The 24,829-nt window shown below is 69.5% G+C and carries 20 protein-coding genes and 1 pseudogene; 19 read left to right on the top strand and 2 right to left on the bottom strand.

The annotated features are described in order from the left end of the window. Window positions 1-109: 109 nt before the first annotated feature. The 8 genes from SNR22_RS06790 (at window position 110) to SNR22_RS06825 (ending at window position 9,125) form a co-directional block, all read left to right on the top strand. Window positions 110-1,300, top strand: a complete 1,191-nt coding sequence (locus tag SNR22_RS06790; RefSeq protein WP_320065593.1) for an ABC transporter substrate-binding protein — start codon at window positions 110-112, stop codon at window positions 1,298-1,300. 73 nt (window positions 1,301-1,373) lie between these two features. Next, window positions 1,374-3,227: an iron ABC transporter permease gene (locus SNR22_RS06795; RefSeq protein ID WP_320065594.1), complete on the top strand. Its 1,854-nt coding sequence runs from the start codon at window positions 1,374-1,376 to the stop codon at window positions 3,225-3,227. Window positions 3,228-3,229: 2 nt separating this feature from the next. Further along, window positions 3,230-4,405 carry an ABC transporter ATP-binding protein gene (locus SNR22_RS06800; RefSeq protein WP_320065595.1) on the top strand — a complete coding sequence of 392 codons (1,176 nt, stop codon included), beginning with the start codon at window positions 3,230-3,232 and terminating at the stop codon, window positions 4,403-4,405. Next, window positions 4,402-5,190, top strand: a complete 789-nt coding sequence (locus SNR22_RS06805) for an HAD family hydrolase (protein WP_320065596.1) — start codon at window positions 4,402-4,404, stop codon at window positions 5,188-5,190. Before SNR22_RS06800 ends, SNR22_RS06805 begins: the two co-directional genes overlap by 4 nt. Next, the gene (locus tag SNR22_RS06810) at window positions 5,187-6,032 is read left to right on the top strand and encodes an inositol monophosphatase family protein (protein ID WP_320065597.1); all 846 of its coding nucleotides are present in this window, start codon (window positions 5,187-5,189) and stop codon (window positions 6,030-6,032) included. The genes SNR22_RS06805 and SNR22_RS06810 overlap by 4 nt, the downstream gene beginning before the upstream one ends. Beyond that, window positions 6,029-6,877 (top strand): Cof-type HAD-IIB family hydrolase, encoded by an 849-nt coding sequence (locus SNR22_RS06815; RefSeq protein ID WP_320065598.1) that lies wholly within the window; start codon window positions 6,029-6,031, stop codon window positions 6,875-6,877. Before SNR22_RS06810 ends, SNR22_RS06815 begins: the two co-directional genes overlap by 4 nt. Then, window positions 6,874-7,578, top strand: coding sequence for an MBL fold metallo-hydrolase (locus SNR22_RS06820; protein ID WP_320065599.1), 705 nt, complete (start codon window positions 6,874-6,876; stop codon window positions 7,576-7,578). Before SNR22_RS06815 ends, SNR22_RS06820 begins: the two co-directional genes overlap by 4 nt. A 62-nt stretch (window positions 7,579-7,640) precedes the next feature. Beyond that, the gene (locus SNR22_RS06825; RefSeq protein WP_320065600.1) at window positions 7,641-9,125 is read left to right on the top strand and encodes a CoA-acylating methylmalonate-semialdehyde dehydrogenase; all 1,485 of its coding nucleotides are present in this window, start codon (window positions 7,641-7,643) and stop codon (window positions 9,123-9,125) included. A gap of 517 nt (window positions 9,126-9,642) precedes the next feature. Here SNR22_RS06825 and SNR22_RS06830 read toward each other — a convergent pair. Beyond that, complete coding sequence (locus SNR22_RS06830) at window positions 9,643-12,075, bottom strand: glycoside hydrolase family 95 protein (protein ID WP_320065601.1); 2,433 nt, start codon at window positions 12,073-12,075, stop codon at window positions 9,643-9,645. A gap of 412 nt (window positions 12,076-12,487) precedes the next feature. Between SNR22_RS06830 and SNR22_RS06835 the strand changes: the two genes are divergently transcribed. The 9 genes and pseudogenes from SNR22_RS06835 to SNR22_RS06875 all read left to right on the top strand — a co-directional run bounded on the left by SNR22_RS06835 (window position 12,488) and on the right by SNR22_RS06875 (window position 20,745). Continuing rightward, window positions 12,488-12,790, top strand: a complete 303-nt coding sequence (locus SNR22_RS06835; RefSeq protein WP_320065602.1) for an urease subunit gamma — start codon at window positions 12,488-12,490, stop codon at window positions 12,788-12,790. 41 nt (window positions 12,791-12,831) lie between these two features. Next, window positions 12,832-13,167: pseudogene (locus SNR22_RS06840) on the top strand (urease subunit beta); the annotation flags it as partial. Window positions 13,168-13,357: 190 nt separating this feature from the next. After that, window positions 13,358-15,076, top strand: a complete 1,719-nt coding sequence (locus SNR22_RS06845; RefSeq protein WP_320065604.1) for an urease subunit alpha — start codon at window positions 13,358-13,360, stop codon at window positions 15,074-15,076. Between the two features lie 71 nt (window positions 15,077-15,147). Continuing rightward, window positions 15,148-15,711: an urease accessory protein UreE gene (ureE, locus tag SNR22_RS06850; RefSeq protein WP_320065605.1), complete on the top strand. Its 564-nt coding sequence runs from the start codon at window positions 15,148-15,150 to the stop codon at window positions 15,709-15,711. Between the two features lie 24 nt (window positions 15,712-15,735). Beyond that, complete coding sequence (locus SNR22_RS06855) at window positions 15,736-16,413, top strand: urease accessory protein UreF (protein ID WP_320065606.1); 678 nt, start codon at window positions 15,736-15,738, stop codon at window positions 16,411-16,413. Between the two features lie 51 nt (window positions 16,414-16,464). Further along, complete coding sequence (gene ureG, locus SNR22_RS06860) at window positions 16,465-17,094, top strand: urease accessory protein UreG (protein ID WP_320065607.1); 630 nt, start codon at window positions 16,465-16,467, stop codon at window positions 17,092-17,094. After that, window positions 17,091-18,008 (top strand): urease accessory protein UreD, encoded by a 918-nt coding sequence (locus tag SNR22_RS06865; protein WP_320065608.1) that lies wholly within the window; start codon window positions 17,091-17,093, stop codon window positions 18,006-18,008. The genes ureG and SNR22_RS06865 overlap by 4 nt, the downstream gene beginning before the upstream one ends. Before the next feature lie 19 nt (window positions 18,009-18,027). Beyond that, window positions 18,028-19,074, top strand: coding sequence for an urea transporter (yut, locus tag SNR22_RS06870; protein WP_320065609.1), 1,047 nt, complete (start codon window positions 18,028-18,030; stop codon window positions 19,072-19,074). Window positions 19,075-19,080: 6 nt separating this feature from the next. Further along, a complete protein-coding gene (locus SNR22_RS06875) occupies window positions 19,081-20,745 on the top strand; it encodes an ammonium transporter (protein WP_320065610.1) in 1,665 nt (554 codons plus the stop codon). Between the two features lie 77 nt (window positions 20,746-20,822). Here the strand turns inward: SNR22_RS06875 and SNR22_RS06880 are convergent, their stop codons facing one another. Next, the gene (locus SNR22_RS06880; RefSeq protein ID WP_320065611.1) at window positions 20,823-21,566 is read right to left on the bottom strand and encodes a YoaK family protein; all 744 of its coding nucleotides are present in this window, start codon (window positions 21,564-21,566) and stop codon (window positions 20,823-20,825) included. Between the two features lie 341 nt (window positions 21,567-21,907). On the opposite strand from SNR22_RS06880, the gene SNR22_RS06885 reads away from it, so the two are divergent. Together SNR22_RS06885 and SNR22_RS06890 are read left to right on the top strand one after the other, a co-directional pair. Then, entirely contained in the window at window positions 21,908-23,581 is a 1,674-nt protein-coding gene (locus tag SNR22_RS06885; RefSeq protein WP_320065612.1) for a glycoside hydrolase domain-containing protein, read from the top strand. Between the two features lie 66 nt (window positions 23,582-23,647). Beyond that, window positions 23,648-24,721 carry an N-acetylmuramoyl-L-alanine amidase gene (locus SNR22_RS06890; RefSeq protein WP_320065613.1) on the top strand — a complete coding sequence of 358 codons (1,074 nt, stop codon included), beginning with the start codon at window positions 23,648-23,650 and terminating at the stop codon, window positions 24,719-24,721. Window positions 24,722-24,829 lie beyond the last annotated feature (108 nt).

The following is a 24,829-nucleotide window of genomic DNA, read 5'->3' on the forward strand; positions in this document are numbered from 1 at the left end:
GCCCCCGTATTACGCTCAGGACACTCCGCGGATGTGATTCGCCTTCACCACATCCGACGGACGAGTTGGCTCTCACCCGCATGCTCCGCCACCGAGGAGGTTCGCGCACGTGGACAGCCGCCATATAACGATCCCGATCCGTCCCACCCGTCGCCTTGCCGCTGCCGCAGTCGGCATCGCCGCGCTCGTCGCAGCCGCCGCCTGCGCCCCGTCCAGCGGAACCGACCAGCCCGGCGCGCTCCCCTCTGCCTCCGTCGACGCCACCTTCGACCTCGACGCCCTCGTCGCGGCGGCGAAGAAGGAGGGCAGCGTCCTCGTCTACGACTCGACCGGCGACATCAAGAAGGTCGCCGAGGCATTCACCGCCAAGTACGGCATCAAGGCTGAGGGGGTGAAGTCCGACACCCAGAAGACCGCCGAGAAGCTCGTCCGGGAGAAGGAGGCCGGCAACGTCGCCGTCGACCTCACCCTCTTCTCCGACGGCCCGTTGCTGGCCGGCGAGCTGCTGCCCCGCCAGGTCGTCTACACGTGGTTGCCGCCGGATCTGATCAAGGACATCCCGGAGACCAACCGCAACCCACTGTTGGTGCTCTCGAAGGCCAACGTCTGGGTGTACAACCCGAAGATCTACCCGAACGGCTGCCCGGTGAAGAACGTCTGGGAACTCACCGAAGACAGCTGGCGCGGCAAGGTGCTGCTACAGGATCCGCTGGGCAAGGCGACCATCGTGCAGTGGCTCAGCCAGACCGCCGGCCACGGCGCCGCACCGCTCGCCGACGCCTACCAGCGGCACACCGGCAAGGCCCTGCAGACGACCGAGAAGAACGCCGGCTGGGAGTGGGTCAAGAAGCTGGCGAAGAACAAGCCGATCATCAACAGCGAGGACGAGAACATCGCCGCCGCCGTCGCCGCGCCGCAGCAGACCGAGGGTCGCATCGGCCTGGTGTCGATCGCGAAGTTCCGCGACGTCGAGGGCAAGGGCTACCACATGGCCGTCTGCGAGGGTCTGAGCCCCTGGGTCGGGTTCTCCTACTCCAAGTACGTCGCGATCGCCACCGGGACGAAGCACCCCAACGCCGCCAAGCTGTTCGTCCACTTCGCCATGACGCAGGAAGGCATCAAGCACGAGATGGAGGAAGGCGGCGTCTCGGGCAGCACCGCCGTACCGCCCAGCGACGGCAACCCGAAGGGCCTCACCGACTGGGGTACGCAGTTGTTCGCGATGGACCCGAAGGGCCTGCTCGACGACTACCAGAACACCCAACCCGTCCAGGACTTCTGGCGCGTGCAGCACAACTGATCCGGCGGGTGCTCACCGAGTCATCACGATCGGTGGGCACCATGGCTCTGCTTGAAGGGACAAGACACTCAAGATGGCAGTCATCGACCGTCCGGCACCGCCAGCGCCGCCGCCGTCCACGCAGACGCCGGCCAGCCGTTGGGGCCGGATACGGTACCGGGCACGGGTCCTGCTCGCCGAACCGACCACCCTCATCGGCATTGCCCTCGTGCTCATCTTCGGTTACCTGGTCATCGCGCCTCTGGTGGCGATCGTGTCGGATGCGGCACGCGTGCAGTTCGGCGACGACAGCCGAGCCGGGGCGCCGGCCGGATCGCTCACGGGCTACTACCTGTGGCGGGTGTTCCGGTCACCGATCAGCGCAAGCCTGTTCTGGGAGCCGTTGTCACACACCGTGGTCGTCGGGCTCGGCGTGGTCGTGTTCGCAGTGGTGCTCGGCGGTTCGATGGCGTGGCTGGTGACCCGAACCAACGTGCCCGGCCGCAAGTTCCTCGCCGGCGCCCTCGTCGTGCCGTACATGCTGCCGTCCTGGACGTTCGCCTTGGCCTGGCTGACCCTGTTCAAGAACGGCCGGTCCGGCGGGACCCCGGGCTTCCTGGAGACCTGGGGTGTCCAGACCCCCGACTGGCTCGCGTACGGCGCCGTGCCGATCATCGTCACCCTCGGCCTGCACTACTACCCGTTCGTGTTCCTGCTGTTCGGCAACGCGCTGCGGCGCATCGACTCGCAGTTGGAGGAGTCCGCGCGGGTGCTCGGCGCCAACAGGAGCCAGGGGATGCGTCACGTGGTCCTGCCGCTGCTGCTGCCCTCGCTCTCCTCCGCCGTGCTCCTCGTCCTCGGCCGGGTGCTGGGCACCTTCGGCACCCCGTACATCCTCGGCCTGCCCACCGACTACGCGATGTTGTCGACCAGCCTGTATCGCAGCATCCACACCCGGGCTCCCGGCGTGGCCGCCGTCATCGCCGCCGTCATCGTCCTGCTCGGGGTGCTCGTCGTGCTCATCGACATGCGCCTGGTTCGTGAACAACGCCGGTTCGTCACCATCGGCGGCAAGGGCAGCATGGACCGGGCCGCCGACCTGCGCCGCTGGCGGTGGCCCGCCTACGGCCTCGCCATGGCCGTCTTCGTCACCAGCGTCGTCGTGCCGCTCATGACCCTCGCGTTGTCCACGGTGACCTACGCGCCAGGCGTGTTCCGTGCCGACAACTTCACGCTGAAGTTCTGGACCGCCGAGTCGATCCCGGAGGCGGTCGGTTTCCCGCACGGCCTGCTGCGCAGCGATGACCTCTACGAGGCGATGTGGAACAGCCTGCGCATCGTCGGCATGGCGTCCCTGGTCTGCGGCGTCGTCGGGCTGATGGTCGGGTACGTGGTGGCTCGCTCGCCCAGCCGCCGACTGTCGGGCACCCTGCGGCAGGTCTCGTTCCTGCCCTACCTGGTGCCGGGCATCGCCTTCGCCGCCGCCTACCTGACGCTGTTCGCCGTCCCGCGCGGCCCGATCCCGGCGCTCTACGGCACGACCCTCCTGCTGGTCGTGGTGATGGCGATCACCCACCTGCCGTACTCGTCGCGGTCCGGCATCTCCGCCATGATGCAACTGGGCCGTGAACCGGAGGAGGCGGCCCAGGTGGCCGGCGCCGGCTGGCTCACCCGGCTGCGCCGGATCGTGCTGCCCATCCAGAAGGGCGCGCTGACCACCGGCGTGTTACTGCCGTTCATCTCCGGGCTCAAAGAGCTGTCGATCGTCATCATGCTCACGACCGCGAGCACGCCCCTGTTGACCACCCTGTCGATCAACCTGGTCGACTTCGGATATCGGCAGCAGGCCAACGCGGCGGTACTCATCATCGCCGCGCTCTCGTTCACCGTCACCTACCTGGCCCAGCGGGCCACCAGAAGCAACCTCGCCACGGGCCTGGGAGGCTGAACATGCCGAACATCGAACTCATCGGCGTCGACAAGAGCTACGTCGCCGGCCAGTACGCGGTGCGTGACCTGCACCTGACCATCCCCGACGGCGGCTTCATGTGCCTGCTCGGCCCGTCCGGCTGTGGCAAGACCACGACCCTGCGGATGATCGCCGGACTCGAGCAGCCCACCAGGGGCGACATCCGGGTCGGCTCACGGCTGCTGGACTCCGTGGGGAAGGGCCTCTTCGTGCCACCCGAGAAGCGGGGCATGGGGCTGGTGTTCCAGAGCTACGCGCTGTGGCCGCACATGACGGTCACCCGCAACGTCGAGTTCGGGCTGATGATGCGGAAGACGCCCACGGCCCAACGAGCACAGCGCGCCGCCGAGGCCATGGAGATGCTGCACATCGCCGAGTACGCCGCCCGCTACCCCTCGCAGCTGTCCGGCGGCCAGCAGCAGCGGGTCGCACTGGCCCGGATGCTCGCGGTCGACCCGGAGGTCATGCTGCTCGACGAGCCGCTGTCGAACCTCGACGCGAGGCTTCGCCTCGAGATGCGCGCCGAGATCAAGAGAATCCACCAGCGCTCGCACGCCACCGTCGTACTGGTCACCCACGACCAGCTGGAGGCGATGACGATGGCCACCCACGTCACCGTCATGAACGAGGGAGTCGTCGAACAGACCGGCACGCCGATGGAGGTCTACGAACGGCCGGCAAGCGTGTTCGTGGCCCAGTTCGTCGGCAGCCCACCGATGAACACCATGCCGTTCGGGTCGGCCGACGTGGGCGGTCCCGGCGCCACCGTGGCGGACTACGTGGCCGCCCGGGTCGGCCGCCCGCCCACCGACGGAACGGGCGGTGTCCGGCCCGAGGCACTCAACATCGCGTACGCCGACGCCGACGTTCCCGACGGCGCCTGGCGGGCGCCGGCCGTGGTCGAGACGGTCCTGCCCACCGGCTCCGCCTGGACCGTGCAGCTGCGATGCCACGGCGAACCGCTGTACGTCCAGTCCTACCGGAAGATCGAGACGACGCCGGGCGCCGAGGTGACCCTCTGGGCCACCGCGGCTGACCTGCACGTGTTCGACGCCGACGGCCGCCGGTTGACCGGCTGGGACCAGTTCCTGCGCGAACAGCGGACCGGGCGGCAGCCCGCCGCCGGGCCGGCCGTCGCCTCCGGGTCCGGCCGGTGATCGCCGCACGGCTGCCGCGGCCTCGCGCGCTGCTGCTGGACTTCGGTGGCGTCGTCGTGCAGACCGAACGCCGGGACAGCTGGGTCACCGACCTCGCCACCGAGGTCGTCGCGATGCTCGGCGCGGCTGGCTGCGCCGAGCTGACCATCGATGACGTGGTCCGTGACGTCCGGGCCGCCGCCGCCGCCGACTCCGCCTGGAAGAATGCGATGTCGCGGCTGGCCGCGCCGGCCGAGCTGACCTGGCGGATGTTCTGGTCGGAGTTCGTCGCCGCCGACTGGCCCGAGCAGGCGCGTGCGTTGGTGACCAGCCAGGCGTGGCTCCTGTGCCGACGCCAGGGTGAGTTGCGTTCGACCCGAGTCGCCCGCAACGGCATCGAGGATCTGCTCAGGGGTGCGCGGGAACGGGACATCCCGGTGGCGATCGTCAGCAACGCGATGTCGGGCATCGTGCACCGGGACTGGCTCGCCCGGGCCGGCCTCGACAAGGACCTGGCGCTGCAGCTGTACAGCGACGAGCTCGGCATCCGCAAACCCAACCCGGAAATGATCCGCCTGGCGTGCCGCGCGCTCGCGGTCGCGCCGAGTGACGCGTGGTACGTCGGCGACAACTTCGACCGTGATGTCGTCTGTGGCCGCCGGGCCGGGGTCGGAGTGACCGTCCTGATGACTGCCCGCTCCACCCACGACCGGCCGTTCGTCGTCGCCCAGACGCCCGACGCGGTCGTCGACGACCCAGCCGAACTGCTGCGGCTGCTCACCCTCACCGACGAGAGGCACGCATGACCACGATCGACGTGACCCGCTCCGCCCAACTGGCGGAGGTGGCCGCCGAAGCCGCCACCGCAGTCGGTGACATGCTCCGCGGGGCGTTCCGCTCCCGACCCGAGGTCGACTACAAGCGCGATCGGCACGACCCCGTGACCGTGCACGACAAGGCGGCCGAGGCGCGTATCCGCGAGATTGTGCTCTCCGCCGAGCCGGACAGCCGCATCGTCGGCGAGGAAGGCGGCGCGGTCGGCGAGGGCCACGTCGAATGGCACGTCGACCCGATCGACGGCACGGCGAACTTCGCCCACGGGCTGCCCTTCTTCTGCACCTCGATCGGTGCTGTGGTCGACGGGCGGGTCGTCGCCGGAGCGATCTACGACCCGCTACGCGACGACCTGTACACCGCCACGCCCGCCGGGGCCTGGCACAACGGACGGCCGCTGGCCAGCGTCGGTGCCGCCAGCGAGCAGCAGGCGCTGCTGCTGACCAGCTACCCGAGCGCGCGGGAGATCCGCGCCGCCCCCCGCCGGGCGGTGCGACGGCAGACCGACCTCATCATCGAGTACCAGACGATGCGTCGCATCGGCAGCGCCGCGCTGAGCCTGGCGCATGTCGCGACCGGCTGGGCGGATGCGGCACTCGGTATCGGTGTCAGCAGCTGGGATGTCGCGGCCGGCTCGCTGCTGGTGACCGCCGCCGGCGGCCACTACCTCGGGCTGCGCCCGAACGCCGTCGAGACGGACCAGGCGGCCTGGCGTGAGCCCGGCTACTTCGCCACCGTCGGCACGCTCGACCCGGTCGGATCGACCGCGATCGAGGCGTTCGCCGACACTCACCGGCCGGTGTCGCTGAGATGACCGGCTCCGACACCCGCCTGGGCCCGGGTGCCGCCTTGCGGTATCGCTGGATCGTCACCGACCTCGACGGCACACTGGTCGACCGCGACCTCACGATGGTCCCGCGTAGCCGGGAAGCCCTACGGGCATTCCGCAGCGCCGGCGGCGAGGTCGTCATCGCCACCGGACGCAGCGCCGCCTCGGGTCGGCGCTACTACGACGAACTGGGTCTCACCGGACCGGCGATCCTGCTCAACGGTGCGCTCATCGCCAACCTGCACACCGGTGACGTGCTGCACGAGAGCCGTTTCGACGAGACGGCGTGGACGGCGGTCCGCGCGGTGGTCGAGACGCTTCCACCCGACGTCGCCGCCGTCGCGTTCGTCGGTGAACGGGCCCTCGCCACGCACCAGCCGGCCTGGGTCGATGCCTACGCCGCCCGCGACCGCATCACCGTCGAACACATCGAGAACTGGCACGACATCGACGGCATCAGCAAGGTCATGTTGCTGTGCGCCGACACCGACGCCGCGCACCGCATCGCCGCGGTCGCCCACAGCGCCGCCGAGGTGACCGTCGTGATGTCCGAGGCCACCTACGTGGAACTGCTCCCCCCGGGCGTCGACAAGGGCGTCGCGCTGCGCTGGCTCGCCGACCACGAGCAGGTGGCCCTGGCCGAGGTAGCGGCCGTCGGTGACAACCCCAACGACGTGCCCCTGCTGCGGGCCAGCGGATTCGGCGTGGCGGTCGGCGACGGACACCCGGAGGTCCTGGCCGCGGCCTGCGCGGTGGCGGGCACCTGCCTCGAAGGCGCCGTCGCCGACGTCGTCGCCATCGCCATCGGCCCCGCGCCGACCGCCGAATGAGGCTCACCGTGATCGGCTGTTCGGGCTCCGCACCCGGCCCGGACGCGGCGTGCTCCTGCTACCTGGTCGAACAGGACGGATGGCGGCTCCTGCTCGACCTGGGCACCGGAGCGGTGGGGCCGCTGCAGCGGTACGCCCCCGTCACCGCGCTCGACGCGGTCTTCGTCACCCATGCGCACGGAGACCACTGCGACGACCTCACCGCACTGGCCTACCTCCGATCCGCTGCGGGCGACGCCGGGTCGCTGCCGGTGTACGGTCCGGCCGCCGTCGAGAGCCGGTTGGCGGAGCGGCTTCCCGCCCATCGGAAGTTCACCTTCGGGCCCGCCCCCGAACGCATCGGCCCGTACCGGGTACGTACCGCTGTCGGTCGGCACCAGGTGGAGAACTGGGCTGTCCGCCTCGACGACCAACTGTGTTACACCGGCGACAGCGCACCCTGCGACGCCCTCGACGACCTGGCCCACGGATGCGCCGTCGTGCTGGCCGAGGCGTCGGGCTTCGACGACGAGCCCGTACCGAACCATCTGACTGCCGGCGACGCCGGCAGGCTCGCCCACCGGGCGGGAGCCCAACTTCTCGTGCTTACCCACATCCGGCCCTGGCATCGGGATCGGGTCGCCGACCTGCTGGCCGAGGCCGCCCGGCACAGCTCCTGCCCCGTCCTCCTCGCCACTGCCGGCCTCACCCTGAACCTCTGACGGATCCGTCCGGGTGATGTCGCCGGCCCGGGCCCGTCAGCCTCCGTTAGGAAAGGAACACCATGCGCAGCATCGAGCACTGGATCGACGGCAAGCCGACCCAACCCCTGTCGGGCCGCACCGCCTCCGTCTGGAATCCGGCCACCGGCCAGCCGCAGGCCACGGTGCCGCTGGCCAGCTCCGCGGAGGTCGACACGGCTGTCGCCGCCGCGGCGCAGGCGTGGCTCTCGTGGCGTGAGACCTCGCTGACCGCCCGGACGAAGGTGCTCTTCGCCTTCCGCGACCTGGTCGAGAGGCACACCGACGACCTGGCCCGCATGATCACCGCCGAGCACGGCAAGGTCCTCGACGACGCCCGTGGAGAGGTGACCCGTGGCCGGGAGGTCATCGACTTCGCCTGCGGCATCCCGCAGCTGCTCAAGGGCAGCTACTCCGACCAGGTGTCCAACGGCGTCGACTCGTACACGTTCCGGCAGTCGCTCGGCGTGTGCGTCGGTATCACGCCATTCAACTTCCCCATCATGGTCCCCCTGTGGATGCACCCGATCGCCATCGCCTGTGGCAACTCCTTCGTCCTCAAACCCAGCGAGCGTGACCCCTCCCCGTCGAACCTGATCGCCGAGCTGTACGCCGAGGCCGGGCTGCCGGCCGGCGTGTTCAACGTGGTTCACGGGGACAGGGAGGCCGTCGACCGGCTGCTCGACCATCCCGACACCGCCGCGGTGTCCTTCGTCGGTTCCACGCCGGTCGCACGCTACGTCCACCAGCGGTCCAGCGCCTCGGGCAAACGGGTCCAGGCACTCGGTGGCGCCAAGAACCACGCCGTCGTGCTTCCCGACGCCGATCTCGCCGACGCCGCCAGGCAGATTACCGCCGCGGCGTACGGCTCGGCCGGGCAACGGTGCATGGCGATCTCCGCCGTGGTCGCGGTCGGCTCCGCCGCCGACGAGCTTGTGTCCCTGCTCACCGAGCAGGCACGCCGGGTACGCGTCGGGCCTGGGGACGCGGAGAGCAGCGAGATGGGACCGGTCATCACCGCCGAGGCCCGTGACAGGATCACCGGGTACGTCACCCGGGCCGCCGAAGCAGGCGTCCCTTTGGTCGTCGACGGGCGTGCGGCACCCGTCCGCGACGGTTTCTTCGTCGGCCCGACCCTGTTCGACACGGTCAGCACCGACGCCGAGGTGTACCGCGACGAGGTGTTCGGACCCGTGCTGGTCGTCGTACGCGCCGACAGCTTCGATGATGCCGTGCGCATCGTCAACGCGAGCGAGTACGGCAACGGCGTCGCGCTGTTCACCGGAAGCGGGGCGGCGGCCCGCCGGTTCGCCCGTGCGGTGACCGTCGGCATGGTGGGCGTCAACGTGCCCGTTCCGGTGCCGATGGCCTACCACTCATTCGGCGGCTGGAAGAACTCCCTGTTCGGTGACACCCACGTGCACGGCCCCGAGGGCGTCAGCTTCTACACCCGGGGAAAGGTCGTCACGACCCGGTGGCCCAGCGGATCCCCCTCGACGGTCAGCCTGAGCTTTCCCACCGCAAGCTGACGGCCTCTCTTCTCACGTCCAGGACTGGCCCCACCACCAGCCCAGGCCGATGTTCCCGCCTGGAGTACGGGCATTCGCGTCCATGGGTCGGCGGGCTCGTGCCGGTGATGGCACCCGTCTTCGGACCGTAGACCTCGAACTCCCAGAGGGAGTAGCCGAAGCCGGTGGCGCGTTGGTGCCCAACATGCGTACGTAACGGGCCGTGGTGTTGAGGAGGTGTTCGTCGGTGCCGCCGTCCCCGGCGGTGGTGGTCGTGGCGGTGGCCCAGGTGGTGCCGTCGGTGCGAGGTCTGGAGCTGGTACGCGCGGGCGTAGGCGGCTTCCCAGCGCAGTACGACGCGGGAGAGTCCGTGGCTGCTTCCCGCCGTCCACTGCTTCAGCGCCGGCCTGCAGATCACCCGGCACCGCCGGGGCCGGCACCGCCGGGGCCGGCACCGCCGGCACGACGATCAGTGCGGCGGCGACGGCACCACCGCGCCGATGATGCTGATACGTCGGAAACGCATGAACTGCTTCCCTCAGATCGTGCCGCCCTCGGCGGACACCGCCTGGTAGCGGTGCCCGGCCTCGGCGGCGAACGTCACCTGGTTGCCCGAGCGGGTCACCGCGACGGTTCGGTTGGTGGTCAGGTCGACCAGCGGCGCGGTGGCCAGCATCGGGTTACGAACCGTCAGGTTGCCGCTGCTGCCGGCGGCCAGCGTGATCCGCTCGGCCAGCCGGTTGCGCCACTGCGCGTCCAGGGTCAGGTTGCCGCGTGCCTTGAGGCCGCCGAACGAGCCGGTCGGCCAGGCGGCCGGCACGGCCGGCAGGACGTCGACCACCCCGTGCTGGCTCTGCAGCAGCATCTCCGCCATACCGGCGGTGGCCCCGAAGTTGCCGTCGATCTGGAACGGCGGGTGGGTGTCGAACAGGTTGGCGAGCGTGCTGCTCTTGAGCTGCTCGCTGAGCATCTTGTGGGCGTGATCGCCATCGAGCAGCCGGGCCCAAAAGTTGATCTTCCAGGCTTTGCTCCAGCCGGTGCCGCCGTCGCCGCGCGCCGTGAGGGAGACTCTTGCGGCGTCGGCGAGGGCCGGGGTGGTCAGCGGCGATATCTGCCGGCCCGGGTGCAGGGCGTACAGGTGCGAGACGTGCCGGTGGTCGTTCGTCGGGCTGTCCCAGTCCGCCTTCCACTCCTGCAACTGACCCCAGGAGCCGACCCGCAGGCCGGGGTCGAGCCTGCTCAGCAGGGTCTGCCACCGCGCGCGCAGGGGAGCGTCGACGCCGAGCGTGGTGCTCGCCTCGATGGTGTTGGTGAGCAGGTCCCACACGATCTGCTCGCTCATCGAGGCACCGGCCGAGAAGTCACCCTGCTCCGGTGAGTAGCTGGGCGAGACGACCAGCTTGCCGTCGCGCGGGTCGACGTGCAGGTTGGCCCGCCAGAACTCCACGGCCTCCTTCATAGCCGGGTACGCCTGGTCGCGCAGGAACGTGGTGTCGCGGGTGAAGCGGTAGTGCTCGTAGAGGTGCTGGCACAGCCACCCGGCCGCCTCCGGGAACCAGAAGGCGGTGGCCCAGTCCTGGACGCCGGTGAAGCCGTACGGGTTGCTGCTGAGGTGGGTGACCCAGCCGGTCGTGCCGTAGATGCTCCGTGCGGTGACCCGACCGGGAGCCCGCAGGGCGTCGATGAAGTCGAAGAGCGGAGTGGCGGTCTCGGAGAGGTTCGTGGTCTCCGCCGGCCAGTAGTTCATCTGGATGTTGACGTTGGTGTGGTAGTCGGCCTGCCAGGGCGGGTTGTTGGAGTTGTTCCAACTGCCCTGCAGGTTGGCCGGCAGGGAGCCGCCGCGGGAGGACGCGATGAGCAGGTACCGGCCGAAGGAGAAGTACAGCGACTCCAGCGCGCGGTCCTGGGCCCGTCCGGCCGCGCCGGTGTAGGCCGACCGTAGCTCGTCGGTGGGCACGTTCGGCAGCTGCCCGCCCACGTCGAGCCGGACGCGGTCGAAGAGCCTCTGGTAGTCGGCCAGGTGTTCCGCGCGCAGGGCCGCGGGCGTGGCGGCGGCGGCTCCGTCGACTGCCTCGGTGACCAGGGCGTGCGGGTCCGTGCCGCGGTAGGCGGGGTAGGTGTCCGCGTACGACGTCGCGGCGCAGAGCACGACGAACGCCGAGTCGGCGCCGACGACCGTGACCCGGTCGGTGCCGTCGGTTCGGGTGCCGCCGGTGGTCACCACCTGGTACTGGGTCTCGTGGATCAGCCCGTTGCCGGGCAGCGCGCCCCGCGCGGTGAGCCGGCCGTTCGCCACCGTGACGGTGCTTCCCGGCTGGGCCGGCACGGTGCGCAGCACGAAGGAGATCTTCCCGGCCTGGCTGGCCGACAGCCGCGCGACGATCACGTTACGGGGGTGGCTGGCGAAGTACTCGCGCTGGTAGGTCACCCCGTCGTGGGAGTATCCGACGCGGGCGGTGCCCTCGGCGAGGTCCAGTTCGCGCCGGTAGCCGTTCACTGCGGCGGGGGTGCCGGAGATGTCGAGGTACATGTCGGCGAGGTTCTGGTACGAGCCGAATCCGGCCGGCGGCTGGCCGAGCGCGGTGGCGACCGCGTCGGGCGCCATCCGTCCGTCCCGGTCGATCTGAGCCTGGACGCCCGCCAGGGCCCCGGGCCGTGCCGACGTCCAGTTGCCATGGGTCTCTCCGGCGGTGCCGGGCCCGCCGGTCCAGAGCGTCTTCTCGTTGAGCTGCAGGCGCTCGGTCTGGATGCCGCCGAAGACCATGGCACCGAGCGCGCCGTTGCCCAGCGGCAGCGCGTCGCTCTCCCAGTTGGCCGCAGGCTCGTCGTACCAGAGCACAAGCTCGGGATCGGTGCCGGCCGTGGCCTCGGCCGGACCGGAGCGGACGGACCTCGGTGTCAGGGATGCGGCAACGGGGAGGATCACGGCGGCGGCCCACAGGATCGCCCGGATGCCGCCCGCGACATGCATAGAGGCTATTCTATGTGTCTCCGCGACCGGTGACGAGGTGCTGCTGCCGCGCGGCAGCCGCCGCGCCCCGGGACTCGCTGCGGCGGGGGCCGAGGTCCGGGTGGCCCGGCGAGGCCGGTCAGCACGGCTGACCGGCGGAGCCCTCGGTCGATCGCCGTCGGCGGTGCCGGCCACCGGTGACCCCGAGGTGGGGGCGGCGATGGCCGCCGCAAACGCGGCGCGGGTGAAGTGCCGTCAACCTTGCGGATTCGGTCCCCCGGGAAGCCGGGCGGCGGGTATGTTCATCCGCAGAACCGGACAAAAGCGGCTCAAGAGTCAAATACCCTAGATTGGGCAACGGTGCCGGCAGTCAAGGCTCGAGCCCTCGGCCGCTCTCACTGCCCCCAATCGACAGTCGCGAAGGATCAGGACAGTGCATCTGACACCGAGGGAATTCGACAAACTGACCATCCTCACGATGGCGGTGGTGGCCAATGCCCGCAGGGCGAAGGGGTTGAAGCTCAACCATCCCGAGGCCGTCGCGGTCATCTGCGCCTCCGCCCTGGAGGGCGCCCGCGAGGGAAAGACCGTCGAAGAGGTCATGGACGAGTCGCGCACCGTGCTCGGCGCCGACGACGTGATGCCGGGCGTGGGGCACATGCTCCCGATGGTCCAGGTCGAGGCGGTGTTCACGGACGGATCCCGGCTGGTCACCATCCACTCGCCCATCCAGTAGGCAGCGAACGGAGACACGTTCTCCGAAAGAGCGGAGGAGCAATGACCAAGCAGCATCCCGGCCCGAACTCCAAGCACCTGCGGCCGATCGGCGGCTACAAGCTCAGCGACCAGCCGCTGGAGCTCAACGCCGGTCGACCGGTGATCGAGGTGGTCGTGCAGAACACCGGCGATCGGCCCATCCAGGTGGGCTCCCACTTCCACTTCTTCGAGGCCAACCGGTACTTGGAGTTCGACCGGCCGTCCGCCTTCGGCAAGCGGTTGGACATCCCCGCCACGACGTCGATCCGGTTCGAGCCGGGCGACCGGAAGACGGTGCAGTTGATCCCGTTCGGCGGCCGGCAGCGGGTGTGGGGATTCAACGGTCTGGTGCAGGGCTGGACCGGGGATGGCCCCACCCCGGACTACCGGCCGGAACGGGCCGAAGCGCACCACAACGCCAAGACCCGCGGCTTCAAGTCCACCTCCGGGCAGCAGGAGCAGGGCAAGGACGAGGGCAAGGGCAAGGGCAAGAAGCAGTAGGCACACCATTTCGAGGCGCGAGCGCCGGAGCTGGAGCGAAAAGACCATGAGTCAGATTTCGCGGCAACAATACGCGGGAATGTACGGCCCGACGACGGGTGACCAGATCCGACTGGCCGACACGGACCTTTACATAGAGATCGAGAAGGACCTGCGCGTCCTGGGCGACGAGGTCATGTACGGCGGCGGCAAGACGCTGCGTGACGGCATGGGCAGCAGCAGCCAGGCCACCAGTGCCGAGGGCGTGCTGGACCTGGTGATCACCAATGTCACCGTCGTCGATGCGCTGCTCGGCGTGGTCAAGGCCGACGTGGGGGTCAAGGACGGCAAGATCGTCGGCATCGGAAAGGCCGGCAACCCGAACATCATGGACGGGGTCACCCCGGGCCTGGTGACCGGGCCGGGCTCCGACGCCATCTCCGGCGAGCACCTGATCCTGACCGCAGGTGGCATCGACGCGCACGTTCACCTGGTCTCCCCGCAGCAGGTCTACGCGGCCCTGAGCAACGGGGTCACCACCCTCTGGGGCGGCGGCACCGGCCCCACCGACAGCAGCAACGGCGTCACCATCACCCCCGGGCCGTGGAACATCCACGCGATGATGCGCGCCTTCGAGAGTCTCCCGATCAACATCGGGCTGATGGGCAAGGGCAACAGCAGTGGGCGCGCACCGCTGGTGGAGCAGATCATGGCCGGGGTTCCGAGCTTCAAGATCCACGAGGACTGGGGTGCCCCGCCTGCGGTGATCCGGAGCTGCCTCTCCGTCGCCGACGAGTTCGACGTGCAGGTCAGCATCCACACGGACACTCTCAACGAGAGCGGCTACATCGAGGACACGATCGCCGCCTTCGAGGGCCGCACCATCCACACCTTCCACACCGAGGGTGCCGGCGGTGGGCACGCGCCGGACATCATCAAGGTGGCCGGCCAGATGAACGTGCTGCCCGGGTCGACCACGCCCACCGTGCCGTACGGCATCAACAGCCAGTCCGAGCTGTACGACATGATCATGGTTTGTCACAACTTCAACCCTCAGGTGCCCTCCGACGTCGCCTTCGTGGAGAGCCGCATCCGGACCGAGACCATCGCCGCCGAAGATGTGCTGCTCGACGAGGGCGTGATCTCCATGATGCAGAGCGACTCGCAGGCCATGGGCCGGGTCGGGGAGACCTGGCTACGGACGATCCAGCTCGCCGGCCAGATGAAGACCGCACGCGGCAAGCTCGCCGAGGACTCCGACAGCAACGACAACTTCCGGGTGCTGCGCTACGTGGCCAAGATGACCATCAACCCGGCCATCACGCAGGGCATTTCGCACGTTGTCGGGTCGGTCACCCCGGGCAAGCTCGCCGACCTCGTGCTCTGGGAGCCCGCCTTCTTCGGCGTGAAGCCGAAGATGGTGATCAAGGGCGGAATGATCGCGTGGTCGATCATGGGTGACCCGAACGCCTCGCTGCCCACGCCGCAGCCGGTCTTCTACCGGCCGATGTTCGGCGCGCTGGGCTCGCAGGTGGCCAAGAGCTGCGTGACGTTCGTGTCCCGGGCCGCCCATGAGTGCGGCATCGGCGAGCAACTGGGTCTGCAGCGGCAGGTCATGCCGGTCTACCGGACCCGGGGACTCACCAAGCGGGACATGGTCCGCAACGACCGCACGCCGAAGCTCGAGGTCGATCCCGAGACCTTCGCGGTGAAGATGGACGGCGTGCACGCGACCGTGCCGGCGGCCAGGAACCTTCCCATGAGCCAGCTCTACTTCTTCAGCTGACCCCGACCCTGACCAGGCCTCGCCCGATCACGCGCGTGGTCGCCGCACCCCCGAAATGAAAGGAGACACCAGTGCTCGTCGAAACGGTGTTGGGCAACATGAACGAGCCGAGCTGGACCGACCGGCTCAGGGAAGCGCGTATCGACGATTTTGTGCTCGACCAGTGGGACGCCCAGAAGAGCCGCATCCGCAAGATGACCAGTTCCGGCGCGGAGTTGGCGGTCTCGCTGAGTCGGGGGATCAGGCTGCGGGACGGGGACATCCTCGCCTGGGACGATCTGACCGCCACCGCGGTGGTGGCCCGGGTCAAGCTCGGCGACGTGATGGTGGTGCACCTCGACAAGCTGCACGGTGAATCGCTCGACCTGGTGATCCGCTCGGCCGTCGAACTCGGCCACGCGATCGGCAACCAGCACTGGCCGGCCGTGGTCAAGGGCACGAAGATGTACGTCCCGTTGACCGTTGACCGCAAGGTCATGGACTCGGTCATGCGTACCCACGCGTTCACCGGAATCTCCCACGAGTTCGTCCCCGGCACCGAGATCATCGCGTATCTCGCGCCGCACGAGTCGCGGCGGTTGTTCGGTGGCGCGGACTCGACCCCGCACACCCACCTGCCCGCTCAACTCAACTGAGGGCGGTGCCGGCCGGTGCGCACGATGGTCGAGACACTCAAGCTGCTCCAGTTCGGCGATTCGGTCTTCCCGGTCGGCGCGTTCTCCTTCTCCAACGGTCTGGAGATGGCCGTCCAGCAGGGGGTCGTCCACGACCGGACCACCCTGCAGGACTTCGTCCGGACGGTCACCCGGCTCGCCGCCACGGGGGACGGCGTCGCACTGCTCACCGGGCATCGCGGGGCCGTCGCCGGCGACCTCGACCGGATCCGGCAGGCGGACGAGGCCGTCTACCTGCGCAAGATCAACGAAGAGATGCGCACCATGTCCGTACGAATGGGGCACAAGCTGGCCGAGGCCTCGGCCCGGATCGTCGGCGAGTCGCTGCTCAAGGAGCGGATCGGCGGCGCGGCGAACGGTGTGCCGGTGACCTATCCGGTCGCGCTCGGGGTGCTCTTCGCCGAGCTCGGGGTGACGGAGGAGGACGCCTTCGCCGCCCACCAGTACGGTGCGGCCTCGATGGTGCTCGGCGCGGCGCTCCGGTTGATCCGGGTGGACCACCTCGACGCGCAGTCGATCCTCTTCGCGGTCAACGAGAAGGTCGCCGACGACTACCGGGACGTGTACACCGCGGAGCTCGAGGACATGCAGGGTTTCGCCCCGCACATCGACATCCTGGCAGGCGCGCACCAGCACGCACACGTGCGGATGTTCATGAACTGAGAACCACCCCCTGAAATCGTTCGACTCTTCTTCCAAAGGACAGGTCACGTCATGAAGTCGGCAAGTCGTATCGGAGTGGGTGGCCCGGTGGGGAGCGGCAAGACCGCGATCATCGAGGCTGTCGTGCCGCGCCTGGTGGAGAACGGACTGCGGATCCTGGTGATCACCAACGACGTGGTGACCACCGAGGACGCGAAGCACGTGCGGCGTGCGCTGACCGGGGTTCTGGTCGAGGAGCGGATCATCGGGGTGGAGACCGGGGCCTGCCCGCACACCGCCGTCCGCGAGGACCCGAGCATGAACCTGGCCGCCGTGGAGGACATGGAGACCCGCTTCCCCGACAGCGACGTGGTGCTGATCGAGAGCGGCGGGGACAACCTCACCCTCACCTTCAGCCCCGCCCTGGTGGACTACTTCATCTACGTGATCGACGTCGCAGCCGGCGACAAGATCCCGCGGAAGAACGGCCCTGGGATCTCCAAGTCCGACATCCTGGTGATCAATAAGACCGATCTCGCGCCCTACGTGGATGCCGACCTCGACGTCATGGCGCACGACGCGGACCTCATGCGCGACGGCAAGCCGGTCGTGTTCACCAACTGCAAGACGGGCGAGGGCATCGACGAACTGGTCTCCCTGGTCCGTCGCAACGCGCTCTTCGACGCCGAAGTGGTCGCATGACCTCACTGGACACCGTGCGGGAGTTGGCGCCGTACCAGGACCAGCCGGCCCAGCTTCCCGCTGCGTCGAACGGCAAGGTGGGGGTGCTGCGTCTCGGGTTCGCCCGCCGTGGCGGGCGAACGATCCTCGCCGACCTCTACCGTCAGTCGCCGCTGTTGGTGCAGCGGGCGCTCTACTGGGACGAGGAGATGCCGGAGCTGCCCTGCGTCATGATCCTCACCACCTCGGGCGGGGTGTTGCAGGGGGACCGCCTCCGGATGGACGTCGACATGGGGCCGGACAGCCAGGCACACCTGGTCACCCAGGCCGCCACCAAGATCCAGCAGATGGACGCGAACTACGGCTCGCAGATCCAGCGCTTCACCCTCGCCGACGGCGCGTACCTGGAGTTCCTTCCGGAGCCGGTGATCCCGTACCGGAACAGTCGGTTCGTCACCGACACGCGGGTGCGGCTGCCGGGAAGCGCCACCATGCTCTACGCCGAGGTGTTGCAGCCGGGGCGCAAGTACTACCGGGACGGCGAACTCTTCGCCTACGACCTCTTCTCCTCCACCCTGCGAGCGGAGCGGCCGGACGGCCGGCAGTTGTTCACGGAGAAGTTCGTGGTGAGCCCCGGGCGCTTTCCGGTGGCTCGGGCCGGGGTGATGGACCGCTTCCACATCTTCGGCAACGTCGTGCTGCTCACCGACCCCGAGCGGGCCACCCGGGTCTTCGACCGCACCTGCACGCCGGTCTGGGACGAGGAGACTCCGCTGGCGAGCGCCGTCAGTCGGCTGCCGAACGACGCCGGGCTCATCTTCAAGGTCCTGGGGCAGGAGACGGAGCCGGTACGCGCCGCGGTACGCGCCTTCTGTGTCGCCGCCCGCGAAGAAGTGACAGGGCGGACATTCCCGCCCCCGTTCAGTTGGCGCTGATCCCGCGAAGGAGGATGACATGACCGGGGCTGTCCGGGGCTGGAGCGGTCTGAGTGACCGCAATCCGCTGATCGAGTTCGTCGACGCCTGTCTGCGCGGGCCCGCGCAGGTCGTCTTTCAGAACAATCCGCTGAGCGGCCTGCTCATCCTCGTCGCGCTCGCCTGGGGCGCGTTCGACGGCGGCCAGCCCCGAATCTTCGGCGGGGCCGTGCTCGGTCTTGTCGTCGGCACGGTGACGGCCCTCGTCCTTCAGGTCGACCGGGCCTCGTGGCGCAAGGGGCTGTTCGGCTTCAGCCCGGTGCTGACCGGGATCGCCGTCCCGACGTTCCTCGACGACCGGCCGCTGATGTGGCTCTACCTGGTGCTCGGCGCGGCGGCCACGACCGTGGTCACCCTGGCCCTGAACGCGATCTTCAAGACCTGGGGACTGACCGCGTTCACCATGCCGTTCGTCCTCACCACCTGGGTGCTCCTGTTGGGCGCGTACCAGTTCAACCGGTTCACCGTGCTGACCGACCTGAAGCCGATGCTCCCCGGCGAGGGAACGCTGACCGAGGGCAGGTTCGACTGGGACCTCGTCCCCACCTTCCTGCGCGGGATCTCCCAGGTGTACCTGACCAACAGTTGGGTCAGCGGCCTGATCATCCTGGTCGCACTGCTGATCAACTCGCGCTGGTCGGCGCTCTTCGCGGTGGTGGGCAGCGTGGGGGCGACCCTGCTGGCGCTCTGGTTCGGGGCCGACGGGGCCTCGCTCGACAAGGGCCTCTACGGCTTCAACGCGGTCCTGACCGCGATCGCGGTGGGCGCGGTGCTGCATCGCCCCGGGGCGCTGGTCACCGTCTACACCCTCTTCGGGATCGCCCTGACGCTCTTCGTCCAGGTGGCCCTGGCCACCGTACTCACCCCGCTGGCCATACCCGTGCTGACCGGGCCGTTCAACATCGCCACCTGGTTGCTGCTGCTGCCCAACCGGCACTTCGCGCCTCTGCCCAACCACGAACGCGTCAAGGAGACCCTTGTCTCCACGGCGAAGCGCACCGTCCGACGACAAGCGGAAGAGAGGTGAGGTGCCATGCTCGCTCAGGACGCGGTGAACTCGGGCGACACCGCCTGGGTGCTGGTCTGCGCCGGCCTCGTGCTGTTCATGACCCCCGGCCTGGCCGTCTTCTACGGGGGGATGGTCCGCACCCGCAACGTGCTCGCGATGCTGCAGCAGAACATCATCGCGCTGGGCGTCGTCAGCCTGACCTGGGTGCTGGTGGGCTACACCATCGCCTTCGGTGACGACGCCGGCAGTGGCCTCTTCGGCAACCTCGAACTGCTCGGGCTGACCGATCTCAGGGTGCCGCCCGCGCCTAACCTGCACGTGGCTGCCGGCCAGGTGACGATCCCGACCCTGGCGTTCATCGCCTTCCAGATGATGTTCGCGGTGATCACTCCCGCGCTCGTCACCGGGGCCACGGCCGGACGGTTGAGGTTCTTCGGCTGGGCGGTGTTCCTCGCGATCTGGTCCATCGTGGTCTACGCCCCGATCGCGCACTGGCTCTGGCACCCCGGCGGCTGGCTGGCCAAGTTCGGCACCCAGGACTGGGCGGGTGGGCTGGTGGTGCACGCCTCGGCGGGTGCCGCGGTGCTGGGTATCCTGCTGGTCGTCGGGCGTCGCCGGGGCTGGCCACACGCCGAGGCGCCGCCCAACTCGATCCCGTTGACCATTCTCGGTGCGGGAATCCTCTGGTTCGGCTGGTTCGGCTTCAACGGCGGCGACGGGCTCCAGGCAAACGGGGTGGCGGCCCAGGCAGTGATCAACACTCACCTCGCGGCGGCGGCCGGCATGCTGGTGTGGCTGGTCGCGGAGCGGCTCAAGGACGGTCACAGCACCGTCGTGGGCAGCGTCTCCGGTGCGGTGGCGGGGCTCGCCACGGTCACCCCGACCGCCGGGTACGTCAACGCGCTCTCCGCCATCGCCATCGGCGCGATCGCCGGCATCGTCTGCCACACCGCGCTGCGGTTGAAGTATCTGTTCCGGCTCGACGACGCGCTGGACGTCCTCGCGGTCCACTTCGTCGGCGGCATGCTCGGCACACTGCTGCTTGGCTTCTTCGGCAACAGCGGCATCAACCCACTCGGCGCGGACGGTGTCTTCTTCGGCGGTGGCGGGTCGCTGCTCTGGCACCAACTCGTCGGTGTGGTCAGCGTGGTGGTCTTCTCCTTCGTGCTCAGTTGGGCGATCGCCGCCGCCGTGCAGGCGGTCATCGGGCTACGTGCCCCGCTCGACAGCCAGGACAGCCTCGACCAGACCCAGCAGGGCGCCGACGCCTACCACCTGGGCGGGGTGTCGGGACTCAGCGGCGCCGGGGGGCCGCAGCGCCAGCGCCGGACCAGACGGAACCGGCCCGTCGAACGGCCCGCCCGGCGGGCCGGCCAGCAGGCCCGGCTCGTCACCGCGATGGTGGATCCGGCTCTGCTGCGGAACACCCGGGAACTGCGGGACGCGCTGCTCGGCGCGGGAGCGACCTCCGTGGTGGTCTCCGACGCCACGGTCTCCACCGTCGAGCCGGCCTCCCGGTCGCTGCCCCGCGGCTACTGGCAGGAGCAGGATCTCCTGGACCGGATCCGCGTCGACGTGGTGACGGACCACGATGCCGCGCCGGCGGTGCTGGACGTGCTCGGCCGGTACGGCGCCGACCGGTCGGACAGTTTCGTGCAGGACGTCCAGCCCGCGACGGACGTGCGCTGACCGTTGGCTGTTGCCGGTTGCCGGTTGCCGGTTGCCGGTTGCCGGGTGCCGGCCGGCGTCGGCGCGGCCCTCGGCGTTCACGGCCGGGAACGGGCCGGGCGGGCCAGGCTGAGGGTCACGATCGCCAGGGCGAGTGTCGCCCAGGTCGGAGCCAATAGGGGGCGCTGCTGCGCCAGCGCTCCGATGCCGCCCCCGAGGGCGTAGCTGGCGAGCATCATGAGCCCGAGCAGCAGTGCCCGCCTGGCCCGTCTCCGGTCGGCGCTCGGGCCGGCAAGCCAGGCCGCGATGCGCTCGCCGGTCTTCGCCACCGTGCCCGACTGGTACGTGATGGTGCTGGCGATCCCGGCGGTGCGGACGAAGAGCGTGGCCAGGGATCCCATGGCGAGGCCGCCGACGGCGGCCAGCACGATCTTGCCCACGGTGCCGTGTCGGCCGTACTCGAGCAGGACGTTGAGGACCGCCCAGAACGCCATGGTCAGCACGGCGGCGGCGATGCCCCGGGCGGACGACGACCACCGGCTCGCCATCAGCCGGACCCAGGTGCTGAGCGCGGCTCCGGCGGCGAACCCCACCAGCGAGGCCGCCGCAGCCGGCCAGGCCGGGTGTTGCCCGACCGCGCCGATGCCGAAAAGGATGACGTTGCCGGACTGGTTGGCGACGAAGACGCCGTAGCGCAGGAACGCGAAGGCGTCGAGGAAGCCCGCGATGCCGGTGGTCAGCGCCAGGACCAGCAGCGGGCAACGGAACTCGCTGAACGAGTCCTTCGGGTCGGGCGGTTTCGCCCGGTCCGCGGACGTGTGTGAAGGCTCAGGGTTACCCACCGGTCCACCACACCTCCCGGCGCATGCTCAGGCTGGTCCGTCACGCCCTACCAGCAGAACACAGGACGTGCGCGCTGCCTCGCGTTCAAGGAACTTTCCGCGCCGTCGGTGGGGATGGTCGCGGCGGCTGCGGGGCGGCGAAGCGCCGTGCACGGCGGCGCAGGGGCGGCTCGTGCCCGTGGGGGCCGCGACCGCCCCGGAGATGCCAAGATCTCGATCTCAAATTCATCGAGGTCCGTCCCTGGAAGTGGCCGCCCAGGAGTGGTAGAAATCTTGCAGCTCAGATCTCCTGTTGGTAATTTTCTTCCTAAGGTGAGGCTCGCGTGCGGATAAGAAGGATCATGGCCAGCCTTGCGGCGGTCATCGTCGGTGCGGCGGGGATGGCCACCCCGACCTGGGCGGCCCCCACGGAGGAGCGCACCGTCAGCTATCGCGGTCTCCGCCTGGCGGTGCCCGCGCACTGGCAGGTCGTCGACCTCGCCGACGACCCGCATGCGTGCGTCCGGTTCGACCGACCCACGGTCTACCTGGGCCACCCCGGCGACGAACCCCGGTGCCCCACGGACCTGGTCGGGCGGACGGCAGGGCTGGTCATCGAGCCGATCGATGCCGTCAGCGCGGCCCGGGTCACGGCCGACACGGCCGTCACCGTGAAGGGCCGGGCGACCGCCGACACGCTGCGGTCGCGCAACGACTCCATCCAGCTCGCAGTCCGCGACGCGGGTGTGCTGGTCACGGCCGAGCACACGCCGGGCACCGAGTCGACGGTCCGCCGGATTCTGGCCTCCGCCAGCCTCGGCCGGGGTGCGGTCCCGGCGTCGCTGGACGTCGCGCGCGCGGCGTCGGAGTCCGCCACGGTGACGCCGTTGGCGGCGTCCGGCCCGCAGCCGGGCACCTACACCGGCAAGGGCTTCGACACGTGCACCGCCCCGGCGCAGTCGACCATGAACACGTGGCGCAACAGTTCGCCGTACCGGGCGGTCGGCGTGTACATCAGCGGCGCCAGCCGATCGTGCACGCAGGCCAACCTGACCGCGACCTGGGTGACCAACCAGACCAACAACGGCTGGCACCTGATCCCGATCGAGCTCGACAACCAGGCACCGTGCGGTACCCGCACGCCGAAGATGTCGTACGACCCGGCTACCGCCCGGTCCCAGGGCGCGACCCGGGCGACCAGTGCGGTGAACGCGGCCAAGGCGCTGGGCATCCCCGCCGGCAGCGCGATCTACAACGACATCGAGCAGTATCCCGCGGGTGAGTCGTGCAAGGCAGCCGTGCTGTCGTACCTCTCCGGCTGGACCGAACGGCTCCACACGCTCGGCTACCTCTCGGGCATGTACTCCAGCGGCTCCTCCGGCGTGCGGGATCTCTGCGCCGCCTACAACGACACCCGGTACACGCGCGTCGACCACCTCTTCCTCGGCTGGTGGAACGGCGTGGCGGACACCGACGCGGGCAGCTACTGCCCGGACGGGTACTACGCCAATCGTCAGCGCATCCACCAGTACACCGGTGATACCAGCGAGACCTGGGGTGGCGTGCAGATCTACATCGACCGCGACTACCTCGACGTCTCGACCGGGACCCCGCCGCCGTCGCAGGACTTCAGCGTGACGATCGACAACACCACCTCGGGACGGTTCACGGCGAGCGCGAACTGGGGCACCTCGGCCTATTCCAGCCAGCGGACCGGGCCCGACTACCGCTACGCCAGCCCCGCCGCCGTCAGCGATGCCGCCTGGTACAACGCGACCCTTCCCGAGACGGGCAGCTACGAGGTCTCGGTCTGGTATCCCGCAGTCGCGGGCTACAACACCTCGACGCCGTACGTGGTGGCGACCACCACCGGCAACCAGACCGTGCGGGTCGACCAGAGCGTCAACGGCGGCCGGTGGGTCTCGCTCGGCGTGTTCACGCTGGCCGCCGGGGCCGGCGACAAGGTGGGCGTGAGCCGGTGGACCAGCACCACCGGCTACGTCATCGCCGACGCGGTCCGCATCACCCGGATCTGAAGTGCACCTCCAGCGCCGTGACCCGAGCTCCCACACCCCAAGTCAACCCGTAGTCGAGAGGCCCTGATGTCCAGTTTCGGCAACTCCGCCATGCGCCGCCGTACGCTGCTCGCCACCGCGGCGGGCGTACTGGCCGCACCCCTGCTCGCCGGCCGTGCGCAGGCCGCCGTTCCCCGCGTCTACATCGACCCGGGCCACGGCGGCACCGACTCCGGCGCGGTCGGCAACGGCCTGCAGGAGAAGAACCTCACCCTCGCCATCTCGCTCCAGGTGCGCGACATCCTGCTCGCCAACTACAGCGTCGACGTGCGGATGTCGCGCACGACCGACCTCACCCGCAGCCTCGCCTACCGCACGGACGACGCCAACGCCTGGGGCGCGACCATCTTCGTGAGCATCCACATCAATTCCGGCGGCGGCACCGGCTTCGAGAGTTACCGCTATCCCAGCGGGGGTGCGGGGGACCTCAGCCTGCACAACGCCTTGCACCCGCGGATCCTCTCCGGCATGCGGTCGATCGGTTCGGTGACCGACCGGGGGCAGAAGACTGCCAACTTCCACGTTCTTCGCGAGAGCGCCATGCCTGCGGTCCTGACCGAGAACCTGTTCATCGACTCAGTCGCCGACACGAACCTGCTCAAGCGCGCCGACTTCATCACCGCCGTCGCGCGTGGGCACGCCCAGGGCATCGCCGCCTACCTGGGACTGAGCACCACTCCGCCGCCGACGTCGTTCAGCACCATCGTGGACAACGCCACCGTGGGCCGCTTCACCGCCAGCGCCAACTGGTCCAGCTCGGCCTACTCGGCGCAGCGCTACGGCGCCGACTACCGCTTCGCCAACCCGGTGCTCGAGAGCGACGCGGCCTGGTTCAAGGTGAACATCCCGGCGGCCGGCAACCACCGGGTCGACGTGTGGTATCCGGCCGTTGCCGGCTACAACACCGCGACGCCGCACGTCGTGGTCACCGCCTCGGGCACCCAGACGGTGAACGTGGACCAGAGCACCGGCGGCGGGGTGTGGCGTTCGATCGGCACCTTCAACCTCGCCGCCGGCGACCGCAATCTGGTCGGCGTGAGCCGCTGGACCAACGCCGCCGGATACGTGATCGCCGACGCGGTGCGGGTCACCCGGGTCTGACCTGCCGGGGGGGCTTTCTGACGTCCGGACCGACGGGGGTCCGGCGGACGAACCGCTCCGGCACAGAAACGGTGGCGGCCGTCCTCGGTGGTCGATGACCGCGAGGGA

It is taken from the genome of Micromonospora sp. RTGN7 (assembly GCF_033804645.1).
Classification (GTDB): Bacteria; Actinomycetota; Actinomycetes; order Mycobacteriales; family Micromonosporaceae; genus Micromonospora.

Excerpts from the sequence above, each read along its gene's own strand:
- yut (WP_320065609.1), top strand. The coding sequence starts at position 18,028 with ATGACCGGGGCTGTCCGGGGCTGGAGCGGTCTGAGTGACCGCAATCCG.
- SNR22_RS06865 (WP_320065608.1), top strand. The coding sequence starts at position 17,091 with ATGACCTCACTGGACACCGTGCGGGAGTTGGCGCCGTACCAGGACCAG.
- SNR22_RS06890 (WP_320065613.1), top strand. The coding sequence starts at position 23,648 with ATGTCCAGTTTCGGCAACTCCGCCATGCGCCGCCGTACGCTGCTCGCC.
- SNR22_RS06845 (WP_320065604.1), top strand. The coding sequence starts at position 13,358 with ATGAGTCAGATTTCGCGGCAACAATACGCGGGAATGTACGGCCCGACG.
- SNR22_RS06820 (WP_320065599.1), top strand. The coding sequence starts at position 6,874 with ATGAGGCTCACCGTGATCGGCTGTTCGGGCTCCGCACCCGGCCCGGAC.
- SNR22_RS06810 (WP_320065597.1), top strand. The coding sequence starts at position 5,187 with ATGACCACGATCGACGTGACCCGCTCCGCCCAACTGGCGGAGGTGGCC.
- SNR22_RS06830 (WP_320065601.1), bottom strand. The coding sequence starts at position 12,075 with ATGCATGTCGCGGGCGGCATCCGGGCGATCCTGTGGGCCGCCGCCGTG.
- SNR22_RS06855 (WP_320065606.1), top strand. The coding sequence starts at position 15,736 with ATGGTCGAGACACTCAAGCTGCTCCAGTTCGGCGATTCGGTCTTCCCG.
- SNR22_RS06875 (WP_320065610.1), top strand. The coding sequence starts at position 19,081 with ATGCTCGCTCAGGACGCGGTGAACTCGGGCGACACCGCCTGGGTGCTG.
- SNR22_RS06825 (WP_320065600.1), top strand. The coding sequence starts at position 7,641 with ATGCGCAGCATCGAGCACTGGATCGACGGCAAGCCGACCCAACCCCTG.
- SNR22_RS06795 (WP_320065594.1), top strand. The coding sequence starts at position 1,374 with ATGGCAGTCATCGACCGTCCGGCACCGCCAGCGCCGCCGCCGTCCACG.
- ureG (WP_320065607.1), top strand. The coding sequence starts at position 16,465 with ATGAAGTCGGCAAGTCGTATCGGAGTGGGTGGCCCGGTGGGGAGCGGC.
- SNR22_RS06885 (WP_320065612.1), top strand. The coding sequence starts at position 21,908 with ATGGCCAGCCTTGCGGCGGTCATCGTCGGTGCGGCGGGGATGGCCACC.
- SNR22_RS06815 (WP_320065598.1), top strand. The coding sequence starts at position 6,029 with ATGACCGGCTCCGACACCCGCCTGGGCCCGGGTGCCGCCTTGCGGTAT.
- SNR22_RS06800 (WP_320065595.1), top strand. The coding sequence starts at position 3,230 with ATGCCGAACATCGAACTCATCGGCGTCGACAAGAGCTACGTCGCCGGC.